Origin of the sequence: Methylobacterium sp. J-070, assembly GCF_022829385.1 — a bacterium.
Classification (GTDB): Bacteria; Pseudomonadota; Alphaproteobacteria; order Rhizobiales; family Beijerinckiaceae; genus Methylobacterium.
In genome coordinates, this window is the sequence record NZ_JAKSXX010000307.1 from 1 (window position 1) to 13,471 (window position 13,471).

General features: G+C 72.6%; 12 protein-coding genes and 1 pseudogene. 7 read left to right on the top strand and 6 right to left on the bottom strand.

What is annotated here, in order from left to right:
- The 3 genes and pseudogenes from MKL01_RS34790 to MKL01_RS34800 form a co-directional block, all read right to left on the bottom strand.
- A pseudogene (locus tag MKL01_RS34790) lies at positions 1 to 201 on the bottom strand (sugar transporter); the annotation flags it as partial.
- Positions 202 to 388: 187 nt separating this feature from the next.
- Entirely contained in the window at positions 389 to 1,879 is a 1,491-nt protein-coding gene (locus MKL01_RS34795) for an LTA synthase family protein (protein ID WP_243909728.1), read from the bottom strand.
- A gap of 224 nt (positions 1,880 to 2,103) precedes the next feature.
- Positions 2,104 to 3,606 (bottom strand): capsular biosynthesis protein, encoded by a 1,503-nt coding sequence (locus MKL01_RS34800; RefSeq protein WP_243909729.1) that lies wholly within the window; start codon positions 3,604 to 3,606, stop codon positions 2,104 to 2,106.
- Positions 3,607 to 3,940: 334 nt separating this feature from the next.
- Between MKL01_RS34800 and MKL01_RS34805 the strand changes: the two genes are divergently transcribed.
- The 6 genes from MKL01_RS34805 to MKL01_RS34830 all read left to right on the top strand — a co-directional run bounded on the left by MKL01_RS34805 (position 3,941) and on the right by MKL01_RS34830 (position 8,550).
- Positions 3,941 to 5,248 carry a capsule biosynthesis protein gene (locus tag MKL01_RS34805; RefSeq protein ID WP_243909730.1) on the top strand — a complete coding sequence of 436 codons (1,308 nt, stop codon included), beginning with the start codon at positions 3,941 to 3,943 and terminating at the stop codon, positions 5,246 to 5,248.
- A 113-nt stretch (positions 5,249 to 5,361) separates the two neighbouring features.
- Entirely contained in the window at positions 5,362 to 6,129 is a 768-nt protein-coding gene (locus MKL01_RS34810) for an SDR family NAD(P)-dependent oxidoreductase (RefSeq protein ID WP_243909731.1), read from the top strand.
- Positions 6,129 to 6,989: a formyltransferase family protein gene (locus tag MKL01_RS34815; RefSeq protein ID WP_243909732.1), complete on the top strand. Its 861-nt coding sequence runs from the start codon at positions 6,129 to 6,131 to the stop codon at positions 6,987 to 6,989. Before MKL01_RS34810 ends, MKL01_RS34815 begins: the two co-directional genes overlap by 1 nt.
- Before the next feature lie 211 nt (positions 6,990 to 7,200).
- On the top strand, positions 7,201 to 7,509 hold the full coding sequence (locus MKL01_RS34820) for a DUF1778 domain-containing protein (RefSeq protein ID WP_243909733.1): 309 nt from the start codon (positions 7,201 to 7,203) through the stop codon (positions 7,507 to 7,509).
- A 14-nt stretch (positions 7,510 to 7,523) separates the two neighbouring features.
- A complete protein-coding gene (locus tag MKL01_RS34825; protein WP_243909734.1) occupies positions 7,524 to 8,030 on the top strand; it encodes a GNAT family N-acetyltransferase in 507 nt (168 codons plus the stop codon).
- 109 nt (positions 8,031 to 8,139) lie between these two features.
- Positions 8,140 to 8,550: a flagellar biosynthesis protein FlgC gene (locus tag MKL01_RS34830; protein WP_243909735.1), complete on the top strand. Its 411-nt coding sequence runs from the start codon at positions 8,140 to 8,142 to the stop codon at positions 8,548 to 8,550.
- Here MKL01_RS34830 and MKL01_RS34835 read toward each other — a convergent pair.
- From MKL01_RS34835 to MKL01_RS34845, 3 genes are all read right to left on the bottom strand, one after another.
- Positions 8,543 to 9,937 (bottom strand): amino acid permease, encoded by a 1,395-nt coding sequence (locus tag MKL01_RS34835; RefSeq protein ID WP_243909736.1) that lies wholly within the window; start codon positions 9,935 to 9,937, stop codon positions 8,543 to 8,545. The genes MKL01_RS34830 and MKL01_RS34835 overlap by 8 nt on opposite strands.
- A gap of 158 nt (positions 9,938 to 10,095) precedes the next feature.
- Positions 10,096 to 10,770 carry a hypothetical protein gene (locus MKL01_RS34840; RefSeq protein ID WP_243909737.1) on the bottom strand — a complete coding sequence of 225 codons (675 nt, stop codon included), beginning with the start codon at positions 10,768 to 10,770 and terminating at the stop codon, positions 10,096 to 10,098.
- A complete protein-coding gene (locus MKL01_RS34845; RefSeq protein ID WP_243909738.1) occupies positions 10,763 to 12,763 on the bottom strand; it encodes a hypothetical protein in 2,001 nt (666 codons plus the stop codon). The genes MKL01_RS34840 and MKL01_RS34845 overlap by 8 nt, the downstream gene beginning before the upstream one ends.
- A gap of 293 nt (positions 12,764 to 13,056) precedes the next feature.
- Between MKL01_RS34845 and rpsO the strand changes: the two genes are divergently transcribed.
- Positions 13,057 to 13,326, top strand: coding sequence for a 30S ribosomal protein S15 (gene rpsO / locus MKL01_RS34850; RefSeq protein ID WP_243909739.1), 270 nt, complete (start codon positions 13,057 to 13,059; stop codon positions 13,324 to 13,326).
- The last annotated feature ends 145 nt before the right edge of the window (positions 13,327 to 13,471 follow it).

Here is a 13,471-nt window from a genome sequence, read left to right on the forward strand (position 1 = left end):
GCCGCGCAGGGACTCGACCACGGCCGGCGTCACGTCGATGATCTCGTAGCGCGCCAGGATCCCGCCGTCCGGCGTCGCCACTTCCGCGCCCGACTGGATCGCGCTCGCCGTCGGACCCGCCGCAGGCAGGTACGTGCAGCCGCCGACGGATCCGGCCGCGACCGCGGCCATCAGGGCAGTGCGCGCCGTCTTACGCAGCATCACAGAGACTTCTCCTCGCCGGCGCCCTGCCGTCTTTGGCCCGGGCCGGGATATCCAGATTGACCGCCAAACGCTGCGATCGCTTTAACGGCCCCGCGGAAGCCGCTTCCTACGCGGCCACGCTATCGGCCGGTAATGCGTCACCAGCGTGGCACTGCCACGCTTCGGGCGCACAAGCTTGACCTTATCACGTGGCGGCGGCGATGTCGGCGGGCGCCGCGGCAAGGGCTTCCCGCAGCGTCAGCCCCAGCGCATCCGCCGCGAGGTCGTGACGCCGGGGCGGAGCCGCCGGGTGGCCGAAGCGGAACAGGGCGTAGTCGGTGGTCCGATCCCCGAAGCCCGGCTTGCAGGTGGGCAGCGACGGCGCGTGATCGCCGAACACGCAGAGCGTGATGGTCTCGCCGCGCTCCCGCGCCAGGCTCTCCAGGCCGGCCGCGACGTCCTCCACCATCCGCCCGGTATGGGCGACGTGATGGAGGTACTGCGCCTGCGGATCGTCGATGCCGGGCAGACGCCCGGGCTTCCAGGGGCCGTGGTTCTCCATGGTCACGCAGAACAGGAACAGCGGCCGGCTCCGGGCCCGAACCTCTGCGAGCAGGCGCTCACCGAGGGCGACGTCCCCGACATACGGACCGACCTGCGGGGCGCCCTCGAAGGCTTCCCCCATCACCAGGTCGGTGAAGCCGAAGGCCTCCATCACCTGGGCCCGGCGGAAGAAGTCCCGGTGGAACGGATGGAGGAACAGGGTCCCGTAACCGCGCCCGCGGGCGAGGCGCGCCAGGCTCGTCGGCTCGTCGCCGCTGCGCGACGTGTAGGGATCGTACCGGCCGAAACCGAGGGACTCGGGGGTGCGGCCGGTGAGCACCGCGTGCTCGCTGCGCATCGTGTAGGCGCCGTGGGCCGGGACCCGCAGGCGCCCGTATTGCGCGGCCCGGGCCCGGAACAGGTCCATCGCCGGCAGCGGCGGCCCGCCCAGGCGCTCCGGATCGATGAACGATTCCAGTTGGATCACCACCACCACGTCGTCACCCAATCCGGGCGGCAGCGGGGGCGCCTCGGGCACGGGCTCGCTGCCCGCCAGCGCCCGGGCGGTGTAGCCCAGCAGGCTCGCGGGCAGACCGACCCGGGCCACGTCCGGCTCCAGATCGGGGTGCGGGAACCAGCGGGCGATCAGCCGGGCGAGCGGCGGCCGCGGCGCGGCCCAGACCAGCAGCCCGAGCCCGAGCGGCAGGCCGATCAGGGCCGCGATGCGCGGGAGCGTGGCGGCCGGCAGCACGCTCGGCTCGGTCCGGTACCAGAGGATCGTCGCCGCGAGCGTCAGGAGCGCCGGCACCGAGATCCGCGGGTCCCAGAGAGGGGGGATGTAGTAGAGCTGCGGATGACGCGGCACCTGCGGAAGCAGGGCGAAGTCGCTGAACAGCAAGGGTTCGCCGATCACCGAACGCTTGGCGCGGCTCACCACGATCAGCGCCCCCACCGAGATCGCGCAGGTCAACCCGGCGAGCCAGGGCCGCCAGGAGAACTCGAACCAGAACAGCAGGATCAGCAGGTAGCCGAGGAGCCGCAGGGCGAGGTCCCGCGGCGCCAGGCTCGCCCGGCCGATGGAATCGCCCGCGATGACCTCGAGCACGAGGCAGAAGCCGAGTGCGATCGCGGTGGCGATGAGGAACGTCGTCAAGGCTCAAGCACTCGGCGTGGGGCGGGCGGGCTCGCCGCCGGGGCGCGGTCCGATCCGGCGGAAAAGACGTCTGTCGGCATGGTCTTGAGGGCCATTCCTGATGCGGGATGACCGGATTCGGCTCCGGGGCGTGCGGCTGGCCCACGGCTTTAGCAGCCGGCGCCCGCGCTTGGGTGTCGCAGGAAGGTCTCGGACGACCGGATTCCGCGAGCCCAGGCGCGCTTCTACCGCGGATCGCCGCCGGCGTCGCCGCCGACTCCGCGGCGGCTGCGCAGCGCCCGCACGACCGGGTTGAGGAGCCCATAGCGCGCGCGCATGATCAGATGCGCGGCGCGGCCGATCGAGAGCGCGTTGCGCGGGGCCGCGTCCCGGGCCGCCGTGAGGCGGTCGAGGAGCTGCTCGGGGCGGCACGGCTTCATCGCCACGGGGTCGAGGTAGCGCGCGTAGAGGATCATGGCGCCTGCCACCAGCTCGTCGAGGCTCAGCCTGCGGCCGCGGTCGGCCCCCGGGGCGAGATCCTCCGACAGCCCCCAGCCCGCGTAGAACGGCCGGCCGTGCGTCGCCACGGTGAGCCCGCGGATCAGCGCCTCGAACCCCGCGAGCGACGTCATGGTCTCGACGTGGTGCACCCGGTCGAGCAGATCCACGATGCTGATGCCGGGCACGATCCGGTCGGCGAGGGCCAGCGCCTCGTCCTCCGGGATGGCGCCCGGGCGGAAGCCCGCCTCCACGTCGGGATGGGGCTTGTAGAGCAGGAAGGCCTCGGGATTGCGCCGCCGCGCGGCCTCCAGGAGGGCCCGGTTCGACCGGACCAGCGGCGAGCCGTACCGCACCGAGGCGTCGTCCTCCACCTGTCCCGGCACCAGAACGATCCGCCGGCCCGACGGCCAGTCCAGCGCCGCCGCGTCGAGGCCGACATTGTACTTGCTCAGGCGGCGCGCCACGACCTCCTCCCGCAGGCGCCCTGCCCGGGCGACGAGGTCCGGGGTGAACGCCGCCTCGGCGAGCAGCCGCTGCAGCCGGCTCTCCCGGCGCGGGTCGTAGTAGATGCCGAGGTCGTCCACCACGATGGAGGCGCCCGGCTGCAGGCTCGCGCCGAGGCCGACGGAGCGCAAAAACCCGTCCTCGACCCGGGCGAGCGGCAGCCCGGCCTGGGCGCAGGCATCCTCCAACCGGCCCGGCGCCCGGGTCGCCCAGGCCAGGACGCGGCCCTGGTGGCGCCGTCCGGCGGCGATCGCGGCCTCGGTGGTCATCACGTGGACCGGCGGCCCGGCGGGTCCGGCGCCGAGCACGTCGAGGGCCGGCCGCTTCCAGCGGGACATCCCGACATAGATCACGCGCCGTTCGTTCCCGGCGAAGCGCGCGGCGAGCCATTCGACCCGCTCGACGCAGGCGGCCCGGGCGATGGGCGCCCGGGTCCAGGGATCGAGGTAGTGGACACCCCCCTCCCCGCCGAGCGGCGCGCCGTCGAGCCCGATCCGCAGGGACGAGAACCCGGTCTCCGGGGTGTCGTACGGGCTGAGGAGCGGTCCGGGTGCGACGGTGAGGCAGCGCCATCCGGCGAGCGCGAGCAGCGGTCCGGGCAGGCGCCCGGCCCCCCAGACCGCGCCGGCCGCGCCGCGCCGCGCCGGCGCGAAGGCGAGGCCCGTCGCGGCCTCGATCTCCGCCCGCAGGCGGCGGATCGTTCGGCCGGTCGCGAACAGCGACGGGATCGTGTCAGGCGGCATGGTCTGCGGGTCCGGCTCCGGTCGGGCGATCCGTTGGGGCCGCCTGTAGCGCATTTTCGCGGGCGTGGGATGGCTGGGTAAGACGGGGATAATCGTGGCAGGCGTCACCGGCGCCATCTGTCGGAAGGGATTTGGACATATCGTCGCCGTGATTGCCGGCTCAATCCGTTCCGGTGCGGCAGACGCGCGAGCGTTGCAGACGGGCCACGCCGGTGCGGAAAAGCCGTATCGACGGGCGGGCTCGGATTGCGGCGCCGCCGGGCACCGTGCCACCTCATCGTCTCGCGCCGGGTCGGTCCGACCGGCCCAGGGTCAAGGATAGAAGCGCCGCGGAATGCAACAGCCCGCCCCCGACGCCCTCCGTGACCGCCCCGCGACCTTCCTGTTCCTGCAGGGCATCGCGACGCCGTTCTTCTCCGATCTCGGCAAGGCGCTGCGCGCCCGGGGACACACCGTCCGGCGCATCAACCTGTGCCCGGGCGACTGGCTGTTCTGGCGCGGCGACGCCGACAATTACCGCGGCCGCCGGGAGGCCTGGGGCGAGTACCTCGATTCCTACCTGTCCCGCGAAGCCGTCACCGACATCGTGCTGTTCGGCGATTGCCGGCCGTTCCACAAGGCCGCCCGGATGATCGCCGAGTACCGCGGCCTCAGGGTCCACGTGTTCGAGGAGGGCTACATCCGCCCGAACTGGATCACCTGCGAGCTGGGTGGCGTGAACGGCTTCTCGTCCCTGCCGCGCACGGCCGCCGAGATCCGGGCCCTGGCGCGGCGCCTGCCACAGCCCGGCCGGGCGATGCCGTCCACCGGCGACATGGCCCGCCGGAGCGTCTGGGACGTCGGTTACAACCTCGCCAACGTCCTGTTCCCCTACCTCTATCCGCATTTCCGCAGCCATCGGCCGACCCATATCGCCGCCGAGTACGCGGGCTGGATCAAGAAGTTCACCCGGCGCGCCCACACGCGCAGGGAGGCGGCGCGCTGCGACGAGATCTACCGCGCCGTCGGCTGCGACTACTTCCTGCTGCCGCTCCAGCTCGACAGCGACTACCAGATCCGGGTCCACTCGCCGTTCCTCGGCGTCGAGGGCTTCATGGACCGGGTGATCAAGTCCTTCGCGGACGCCTCCGCGGCGCCGACGCGGCTGCTGGTCAAGCTGCATCCCCTCGACAGCGGCCTGATCAACTGGCGCAAGTTCGCCCGCGCCTCGGCCCGGCGCCACGGCGTCAGCGACCGCCTCGACTTCATCGACGGCGGCGACCTGCCGGCGCTGATCAAGGGGGCCCGGGGCGTGGTCATCGTCAACTCGACGGTGGGCATGCTGTCGCTCGAGATGGGGCGCCCGACCCATGCGGTCGGCACCGCGATCTACAACATGGCCGGCCTGACCCATCAGGGCGACCTCGACGGGTTCTGGAGGAACCCGACCCCGCCGGAGATGGACCTGATGGCCGATTTCCGCCGGGTCGTCCTGCACCGGACCCAGGTCAACGGCGGCTTCTTCTCCAAGGAAGCCATCGACCGGGCCGTGGCGGGCTCGGTGCCGCGGATGGAGGCGGCCCTGCCCGATTCGATGCTGGCGGCGGCGCGGGCGATCTGCGAGGCCGCCGAGCGGAACGGCGAGCTGGCGCCGGTCTACTGACGTGCATTCCGGCTCGGCCGGGGGCCGATCGGCGGCCTTTGAAACGGCTTTCGCCGTCGCCGGGCCGTCCCCGAGCTTGATCTTTCCACGCTCGGCGGCGTAGCACCCGCCGCATGCCTCGCATTCTGATCACCGGCGCGTCGAGCGGCATCGGCGCCGCGCTGGCGCGCCACTACGCGCAGGCCGACACGAGCCTTGTCCTCGTCGGCCGCAACGTCGAGCGCCTGGAATCGGTCGCGCGGGACTGCCGCGCCAAGGGTGCGACCGTCGAGGCGGCCCGCCTCGACACCCGCGACCGGGACGCCGCCGTGGCGCTCGTCCGGGCTGCGGACGCGGCCGCACCCCTCGACCTCGTCATCGCCAACGCCGCGGTGAACGGCGGCAATCAGGAAGGTCAGGTCGAGGCCGAGGACGTGGCCTTCGAGACCGCCGACATCAACTACACCGGCTCGCTCAACGTGGTGCTGCCCGCCCTGACGCTGATGCTTCGGCGCGGGCGCGGCCAGATCGCCCTCCTGTCGTCGCTGGCCGCCTATGCTCCCCTGCAGGACGCGCCGGCCTACAGCGGCGCCAAGGCCGCGCTGGTCGCCCACGGCCTCGCCCTGCGCCAGAAGGTCGGCCCCCGGGGCGTGAAGGTGAACGTCGTGACCCCGGGCTACGTGAAGACGCCGATGGGCGGCGAGCTGAAGGGCTGGCGCCCGCTGGAGATCAGCGCCGACGCGGCGGCCGTCCGGATCGCCAAGGGCATCGCGGCCAACCGCGACGTGATCGCCTTCCCGTTCGTCCTCGCGGCGCTCGCCCGCACCGTGCTGCTCCTGCCGGAGAGCGTCCGGAAGGCCGGTCTCTACGCGTTCCGGTTCCAGCGGCGGAAGCGGCGCTGATGGCCCGCGCCCGGATCGCTCTGTTCGTCCTGGAGGCCCTGCCGAACGCCCGCGCGGTTCGCCGCCTCGTGGCCGATCATCCCGCCGACATCGCCTTCGTGGGGCTCTCGAACGCCGAGCGGCCGTCGAGCGGGGGCCTGACCGGTCAGGTCCGGCGGCACCTCGCGCGGTCCGGCGTCGGGATCCTGCCGTATCTCGCGGTGAATTTCGGCTTGCCGGACCTGCTGCGCCCGCTGGCGCCGCTGACGCAGGCGGCCTCCGGCAGCACCGGGGCACCGGAGGCCACGCCCCTCAGGACCCTTTGCCGCCGCCTCGGTATTCCGACGCTGACGGTCGACGACGTCAACGGGCCGGAGGTCGCCCAGCGCCTGCGCGAGACGGCGCCCGACCTCATCCTGACCTACCATTTCGACCAGATCCTGAAGCCCGAGACCATCGGGCTGGCGCGTCTCGGCGGGATCAACGGCCATCCCGGCCTGCTGCCGCGCCACCGCGGCCCGGTGCCGACGATCCACGCCCTCGCGGACGGGCCGGACAGTTTCGGCATGACCCTGCATCGGCTGGCCGCCACCATCGACACCGGGGCGATCCTCGCGCAGGAGGGCGTACCGCTGCCGGCCGGCACCACCGCCACCCGGGCGAGCGTGGCCCTCCATGCCCACGGGCTCGGCATGCTCGACCGCCTGCTCGACGCCATCGCCCGGACCGGCGCCGTGCCGGAGGGCCGGACCGAGGCGGTGCTGCCCTACTGCCCGTTCCCCGACCGGGCGCTGCTCGCCTCCCTGCGCCGCCGGGGGCTCCGGCTGACCGATGGCCGGGACCTGCGGGAGGCGCTGAGCCTCTCCGGCGGGGCGCGTTAAGCTCCGATCGCGACTCCGGGCTTGTCCGCAGCAAGCTTTTGATACGGTTTTTCTTCTTGCCGCGCCGCGGTGGCATCTCCCGATGCGTCCCGCGTCCGATGCGCGATCACCTCTTTGCGACGGCACGCATGCGGTAGGCCGCGCAGTGTGTTGACATCGTGTATACGGTTGGTGAAGTGTGGCGTGACGCCTTGGACGGGAGGTAGCGACGATGCCGGATGTCACCGAACGCCCCGCCGCGCGGCAGGACCCGGCGCGCCGTGGCTCGACCATCAACCTGCGCGTCGAGACGGAGACGCGCGAGCTGATCGATACGGCGGCGTCCGTCGTCGGCAAGACCCGCACCGAATTCATGATCGAGACCGCCCGTCGGCACGCGATCGACGTGCTCCTCGACCAGCGCCTCTTCGTGTTGACCGCCGAGCAACACGACGCCTTCACGCATGCGCTCGATAACCCGCGTTCTGCAGGCGCGCGCCTCAAGGCGCTGATGAAGCGGCGTCCGCCGTGGGAGACGTGAAGGCTCATCCTGCCATGCAGAAGCGGCTTCTGACCGCGCCCGCTCGCCTCTCTGCAGGTCATCGCTTGGCTGGTTTCGACTGCGGGGAGCCGTCTCTCAACGGCTGGATTCGGGAGCAAGCCGGCGTCAGCGAGGGGCGGACCGCGCGCACCTATGTGGTCTGCGAAGGCGTCGATGTGGTCGGCTACTACTGCATCGCGAGCGGCAGCGTCGAGCGCGGCTCGATGCCGAGCAGGATCAAGCGCGCCCGGGGCATGCCGAAACAGGTTCCGGTGGCGGTCATTGGGCGGTTGGCTCGTGACCTTCGTTACCGAGGGACGGGCCTGGGGCAGGATCTGCTCCGGGATGCGTTGGTTCGGATCATCGACGCGTCCGAGACGATCGGCGTGCGCGCCATCCTCGTGCACGCGCTCGATGCCGCCGCAGGCAAGTTCTGGACGGATGCCGAGTTCGAGGAATGCCCGATCGGCTCCCTAACCTTCTTCATGCCGATCGAGAAGGCGATCGACGCTTTGACATGAAGCGGTCGGGACCCGGCGGCAGTACCGGGCGGGAGAAGCGCTTAACCAGCCGTTAAGCCGATCCGGAAAGGATCGTTGACTCTCGTCCACCCCCGATCAAGCCCCGCGCATGCCGGACACCAGCGCCCTCAATTCGGCCTCCGACGTGCTGGCCGCCGGCCGGCAGGTGCAGGGCGGCCGGATCCGCACGATCTCGGAGAACCTCGCCAACGCCGACTCCGCCGCGACGACGCCCGGCGGGACCCCCTACGCCCGCAAGATCGCGGTGTTCGCCCCCGTCGTGGCCGACAGCCACCGCAATCCCGTCGGTCGGATCGTCCGCGACACCGGCGATTTCCGCAGGCGCTACGACCCATCGAACGTCGCGGCGGATCCCAGGGGCTACATCCGGTTGCCCAACGTGAACGCCACCACGGAGAACGCGGACCTGCAACAGGTGATTCGGAACTACGAGTTGAGCCTGAACGCCTCGACCACGCTCAGCACCCTGACGCAGGCCACCATCAACCTGATCAGTTGAGGCGGGCGTGGCGCCGGCCGTAGCCGGCGTAGATGACCAGTCCGATCGCCAGCCAGATCGCCAGACGGATCCAGGTATCGGCCGGAAGCGAGGCCATGAGCGTCGCACAGGACAGGATTCCGAGCCCCGCCGTGAGCGTCGCCGCCGGCACGCGGAACGGACGCGGCCGGTCCGGATCGGTCCGGCGCAGGATCACCACCAGAGCGCAGACGAGGCTGAAGGCCAGGAGCGTGCCGATGCTGACGATCTCGCCCAGGATGTCGATGGGCACGAGGCCCGCCACCGCCGCGGTGAACAGCCCGATCACCACCTGGCTCGCCACAGGCGCCCGCGTCACCGGGTGGACCTCGCAGAAGACCCCCGGGAGCAGCCCGTCGCGCGCCATGGCGAAGAAGATCCGGCCCTGTCCGTAGAGGGCGGTCAGCGCCGAGGTGGTCAGGCCGATCAGGGCGCCGACCTTGATCACCGTCGCGAAGCCCGACCGGCCGATGGCGTCGACCGCCTTGGCCACCGGGTCGGCGACGTCGAGCTCGCGATACGGGATGAGCCCGGTGAGCACGGCCGCCATCGCCACGTACAGGACCGTGGTGATCAGGAGCGAGCCGATCAGCCCCACGGGCGCATCGCGCTGCGGGTCCCGGCACTCGCCCGCGGCGGTCGCCACGGTCTCGAAGCCCACGAAGGCGAAGAACACCACCGCGGCCCCGCGGAACACGCCGCTCCAGCCGAAGGCGCCGAAGGATCCGGCATTGTCCGGCACGAAGGGGTGCCAGAGTTCGGGCCTGAGATGCGCGGCGCCGACGCCCACGAAGGCCAGGATGATCGCGACCTTGCAGGCCACCAGGAGCCCGTTGATCAGGGAGGCGTCCCGCGTGGCGCGCGTCAGCAGGAGGGTCAGGGCCAGGACGAGGCCGGCGGCCGGCAGGTTCACGTAGCCGCCGTCGCCGGGTGCTCCCGCGAGCGCCGGCGGCAGATGCAGGCCGAACTCGGCCGCGAGCGATTGCGCGTACCCCGACCAGCCGACCGCGACCGTCGCGGCCGCCACGGCGAATTCGAGCACGAGGTCCCAGCCGATCATCCAGGCGGGAAACCGGCCCAGGCTCGCGCGGGTGTAGGTGTAGGTGGAGCCCGCCTCCGGGATCATGGCCGCCAATTCAGCGTAGCACAGGCCGACGAAGCCGCAGGCGATCCCGCCGACGACGAAGGAGAGGCTGAGCGCGGGACCGGCATATTGCGCGGCCGCCGTCCCGGTGAGCACGAAGATGCCGGCGCCGATCGTGGCCCCGAGCCCGATGGCGACGAGACCGGGGGCGGTGAGGCTCCGGGCGAGCTCGCGGCCCGGATCGGACGTGTCGCCGGTCCCTGTCGTCACCGCGGATCCCGCCATCGCGTCTCTCCGTCGTCGCCCCATCGTCCGAGCGCCGCGGCCGGGCATGTTCCGTGCCCGTCGGCCGGCTCGGCCGCGCGGGTCCACCGGGATCGGCGCCCCGCCCCCTCGGCCGCACGCAGAATCGGGAGGGCGCGGAGCGCCGTCGATGGATTGGATCACCTCCGCAGGTCGCCGTCGAGGCCGCCGCCCGCGTCACCGGGCGCGGCGGACACCCGCGTGGAGGCCGCCTCGCCGCGCCCCGTGCCGGCGATCAGCCGGGTGTCGGTGCGGAAGGCCCTGGCGACGAGGCCGGCGAAGCGGATGAAGGCCCGGCCCTGCGGGGTGATGACGTAGCCGTCCGCCGCGGGGGCGACGTTACCGGAGGCGTGCTGCTCCGCCAGCCGCCGCTCCATCTGGCGGAACTCGCCGAGATAGACGGTCTCGAACACCGCGCGGGCGCGCTCGGCGCTGAAGCTCTCGCCGGGGTGGGCCGCCATCTGCCCGAGCAGGAAAGTGCTGATGGAGCGGTCGACCGTGACGGGCAGGATCACGAACGCGCTCAGGTTCAGGGAGAGCGACAGCACGCTCGCCGCCAGCGCGTCGCTGCGGCGCAGGCCCCAGGGGCGGCCGAGCCCCGCCAGCGCCGCGACGGCCGCGAGGGTGAGCAGGAAGGCGACCACCAGCAGGATCAGGCCGCGGTAGAACAGGATCGTCACGCCGGACCAGAGATCCGTCTGGAACAGCAGCACGAAGCAGCCGAGGCCGAGACCCAGGGCGCCCGCGTGCAGCAGCGCCTGCGCGCCGAGCCAGCGCAGCGTCCGTCCCGGGTTCGAGGCGGCGCGATCAGTCATGGATGTCCTCGACGCGCAGGATCCGGACCCGCGGTCCCGCGTAGACCGGCTGCACGCGCGAGATCCAGGCATCCGGGCCGCTCCAGGCCGCGTCCAGAGCGGTGACGACGAGCGCGCCGATGCCGGCCGCGGCGGCCCGGCGGCGCACGTCGGCGGCGGTCAGGTCCGCACCGAAGATCGGCGCCACGTCGGCGATCCGCGCGGCCACCCGGTCGGGCCCGGCACCGAACAGCTGCGCCTTCCGGTCGGCGACCGCCACGGGCTGGCGCCCGTAGAGGCCGAACGCGAAGACCCGCGGGGCGAGCGGCGAGGCCTGGAGCACGAGGTCCGGGGGCAGGTGCGTGCCGGCCCAGGCATAGGCGACGCGCAGATCCCGGTCGATGCCGGGGCGGCTGTTGAGGAAGGCGAAGTCCGCCCGGCCGGCAGCGGGATAGGCCCGCATTCCGGCGAAGCCGTACAGCGTCGTCGCGTATCCGAGGAGGAGCAGCGGGCCGATCGGCGCGGGCAGCCGGATCCGCGGCCCGGAGGATATCCGGACCAGGGCCGACGCGCTCCAGACCAGGGCCGAGACCTGGGCCAGGAGAACGACGCGCCAGCCGAGGTCGTTGTAGAGGATCGCCGAGCGCAGGAAGCCGCCGATCAGCAGGGACGCGACCGCGCAGAGGGTCAGGAGCCGCCCCGCCTCGCGCGCATGCGCCTCCCGGCGCGGGACGAGACGCCAGAACAGGAGCGCCCCGGCGGCGAGCGCACCGAGGGCGAAGGCGTAGTTGACCGGCAGCAGGAGCGTCCGCAGCACGCTCTGGACGGGCTCGTCGGCGATGCCTTCGAGCGGCCCGAACGGCCGGACCGCGAGACGGATCGCGGGGCCCGACCCCGCCCGGCTCGACAGGAGGCCGAGCAGGTAGGGCGCGGCCAGGACGGTGCCGAGCAGTCCTGCGGCCCCGAGCCGGGCCGCGGCGCGCCAGCGGCGCTCGAACCCGAGCAGCGCGAGCCAGATCCCGGCGGTACCCGCCACCCCGAGGCAGACCCAGACCGACAGGCCCGCGCAGGAAGCGAACGCCACCCCCGCCGCGGCGACCGCCGCGGCCTCCGCGCGCCGCTCGGGGTTTACCCGGTCGGCGACCTCGGCGAGCGCCAGGAGGCCGAGCCACCCCGCCAGCGCCCCGGCCACGTGATGCGGCACCCAGACCAGGGAGGTCGGCCAGTTGACGACCTGCTCGTTCAGCCATTCCGGGATCGGCAGCCAGGTGCCGGACGTGGCCCTGTCGGCGGCGACCAGCAGGATGTCGAGGCCGCCGGCCGGCAGCAGCAAGAGGAGGGCGGCGCGGACCCGCCGCGGCCCGGCCTCCCGGACGAGGCCCGAGACCGCGAGCAGCCGGTCCAGCAGGCCGAGGAGCGCGATCCCGGTCCAGAAGGTCAGCCCCGCGAAGGCCGTGCGCCCGTCGACGAGCCGACCTCCGACCCGGTCCACCAGGGCGGCCAGCGTGTAGAAGAAGTAATAGTAGCTGGCCGGCTCCGGGCGGGCGACGAAGGGATCCATCGGCGGCAGCCCGCTCTCGACGATCGCCCGGGTCAGGGCCGCGTGCTTGACGAGGTCGATGATTGTGATCGGCTGGTAGAGGGCGGTGCCGGTATCGATGTCGATCAGCGCGTAGGCCACGGCTCCGAGCCAGAGCGCGCCGAGCGCCAGGGCCGGCCGGTCGAGCGGGCCGCGCAGGTCCCGCAGCGCCGGGCGCAGGGCCGCGACGCCGAGCGCGCCGTTCGCCAGGGCCGCCGCCGTAACGCCCGCCGCCTGGACCAGCAGGCTGTCGAGGGCCGGCAGGAGCCCGATCCCCAGGAGGGCGGCGCACAGGAAGCGCGGACCGGGCGGCAGCGCGCGGAATCCGAGGATGCCGGTCAGGGTGCCGAGCGCGTAGCCCGGCAGGAGGACGAGGGGAACGCCGAGCAGCGTCGCCACGAGGACGCCGCACGCATCCGACAGGGTGCCGTTCATCGCCGGGCCGGGTTTCGTGCTGGAATCCCGCTAGCATGCGGGCGTTAACCGTTCACTCGGGGCGCCGGCGGGGAGCGCGCCGCGAACCGGCTCGGCCGCGCCCTGCCCCGGGGCTGGCATCTCGGATGGTTTCGTGTATGGATCGCCCGGCCTCGCACCGGGTTACCGGGCGGGGCTTGAGCCGCTTGGCGCTGTGACCGTGCTGGACGACATCCTGGCACCGGCCGAACGCCGAGCCCGCGCGCGCCCGGATGGGGCGCCGCATCCGACCAGCACAACCCGAAAGGCATGCGATGTCGATCACGGCAGAGCGCAAGACCGCGCTCATCAAGGAAAACCGCAAGGACGCCAAGGACACCGGGTCCCCCGAGGTCCAGGTGGCGATCCTGACGGAGCGGATCACCAACCTGACCGGCCACTTCAAGACCCACGCCAAGGACAACCATTCCCGGCGGGGCCTGCTGAAGATGGTCTCGCAGCGCCGCTCGCTGCTCGACTATGTCAAGCGCAAGGACGAGGCCCGCTACCGCGCCCTCATCGAGCGTCTCGGCATCCGCCGCTAAGGCACGTCTCGCGCGGTCCCGGGCCCGGCCCGGGGCCGCGTTTCACCATCGCGGGCTGCCGGAATGGGTCCGGCCTCCCGACAAACGGGCCGCTTCGAGGCGCCGGCATCGGGGCAGGATCGCGAGACGCTTCCCAAAGCGGAGT

Excerpts from the sequence above, each read along its gene's own strand:
- MKL01_RS34810 (WP_243909731.1), top strand. The coding sequence starts at position 5,362 with ATGCCTCGCATTCTGATCACCGGCGCGTCGAGCGGCATCGGCGCCGCG.
- MKL01_RS34815 (WP_243909732.1), top strand. The coding sequence starts at position 6,129 with ATGGCCCGCGCCCGGATCGCTCTGTTCGTCCTGGAGGCCCTGCCGAAC.
- MKL01_RS34835 (WP_243909736.1), bottom strand. The coding sequence starts at position 9,937 with ATGGCGGGATCCGCGGTGACGACAGGGACCGGCGACACGTCCGATCCG.
- MKL01_RS34820 (WP_243909733.1), top strand. The coding sequence starts at position 7,201 with ATGCCGGATGTCACCGAACGCCCCGCCGCGCGGCAGGACCCGGCGCGC.
- MKL01_RS34830 (WP_243909735.1), top strand. The coding sequence starts at position 8,140 with ATGCCGGACACCAGCGCCCTCAATTCGGCCTCCGACGTGCTGGCCGCC.
- MKL01_RS34800 (WP_243909729.1), bottom strand. The coding sequence starts at position 3,606 with ATGCCGCCTGACACGATCCCGTCGCTGTTCGCGACCGGCCGAACGATC.
- rpsO (WP_243909739.1), top strand. The coding sequence starts at position 13,057 with ATGTCGATCACGGCAGAGCGCAAGACCGCGCTCATCAAGGAAAACCGC.
- MKL01_RS34805 (WP_243909730.1), top strand. The coding sequence starts at position 3,941 with ATGCAACAGCCCGCCCCCGACGCCCTCCGTGACCGCCCCGCGACCTTC.
- MKL01_RS34825 (WP_243909734.1), top strand. The coding sequence starts at position 7,524 with ATGCAGAAGCGGCTTCTGACCGCGCCCGCTCGCCTCTCTGCAGGTCAT.
- MKL01_RS34840 (WP_243909737.1), bottom strand. The coding sequence starts at position 10,770 with ATGACTGATCGCGCCGCCTCGAACCCGGGACGGACGCTGCGCTGGCTC.
- MKL01_RS34845 (WP_243909738.1), bottom strand. The coding sequence starts at position 12,763 with ATGAACGGCACCCTGTCGGATGCGTGCGGCGTCCTCGTGGCGACGCTG.